Origin of the sequence: Pseudomonas sp. NPDC086251 (assembly GCF_044746405.1) — a bacterium.
Taxonomy (GTDB): domain Bacteria; phylum Pseudomonadota; class Gammaproteobacteria; order Pseudomonadales; family Pseudomonadaceae; genus Aquipseudomonas.
Map to the genome: position 1 here is coordinate 1 of NZ_JBIVBY010000072.1, position 1272 is coordinate 1272.

1 protein-coding gene is annotated in these 1272 nt (G+C 61.9%); it reads right to left on the minus strand.

The genetic code is table 11. From position 1 onward, the window contains the following. Window positions 1-1272 (minus strand): hemagglutinin repeat-containing protein (locus ACIPL2_RS34875; protein WP_401365312.1); only part of this gene is annotated, 1272 nt, incomplete at both ends.

Sequence of the window (1272 nt, forward strand, 5' to 3'; positions counted from 1 at the left end):
CCGTGGCCTTGTTGTCGGCGCTGTAATGCACCTGGTCCACCCGACCACCCATCAAGCCGATCCCGCCGATGCCGTTTTGGTTGACGCCGATGCCACCCCCGCCGTAGCCGCCATCTTTATTGCGGCTGTCGGTGAGGTCTTTGGCATTGACCGTGCCGTCCACTTGCAGCTTGCCACCGCCGGCCACATAACCGCCGGTCAGGTTCATGTCGCCGCCGACATGAATGGTGCTGTCGGCGGTGCCGCTGATGCCGGACTGCTTTTCAACCCGTTGATAGTTGTCGTAGTCCTGTCCGCCCACTGCGCCGACGCCGCCGACAAAGCTGGGTACCAGGAACGCGGTATGACTGTTCACCGCCACACCGGCGGAAACGCCGCCCGCCGCCAGGGTGTGCGTGTAAGTTTGCGTATCCTGCACGCTGGTGATGTTGAGATCACCGGTCAGATCGGCGTTGACCTTGCCGGAGACATTGGCCCCGACCATGTTCAGGTCGTTGGCCCTAACGATCACGTGCGAGCCGCTGATGTCGGTATTGGTGTAGCTGGTATTGTTTTGGCTCGAATCATTATGCTTCGCGCCCACACCAACCGAGGCACTGACGGTCGTGCCTGTGAGGGGGTTCCAACTGGCCGTTTCGTTAGCGCTGATGCCGCCGACGTTGGATTTGCTGGTGCTGGTGGTGGTGCTTTTGGAGGCGTTGAGGTTGACGTCATGTTCGCCGGCATTGAGGATAATCACCGCATCCGGATTGGTGGTTTGCACCCCCGTGAGCGTGATGTCGCCTTTGGTCGAGGTCATGCTGACGTTACCGCCGACCTGATTGGTGTTTTCGGTTCTGGTCACCGTCTGACTGGACGTGCCGCCGCCGCCAATGGCGGCTCCGGCGCTGGCCGAGCCCCACGAGCCGACCGCGATCCGCTCCGCGTCACCGAGCATTTCCAGGGTGGTCAGGCCGGGCGCGACACTCATGCCTTCGGCGGCATCGGTCGCCAGTTTGCCGATGTCGTTGGAGACGTCGAGAAACACCGAGTCGGCACTGGCCGTGGCCCCGATGAAGAAGCCTTTGGCGCTGGACTCGTCGTCGCTCACGCTTTCGTATTTGGTGGTCTGGATGTCGCCGGCCTTGATGCGTAGCATGGAGTGTTCAAACCCCGGCGCGGTGTTGATGTCGGCGCCGCCGAAGTCGAAGGTCCCCTCGACCGTCACCTTGCCGGTCCCCAGGTTCAACTGGGAATTGCTTTGGGTCACACTGCTGTTGCTGTGCTCGACGT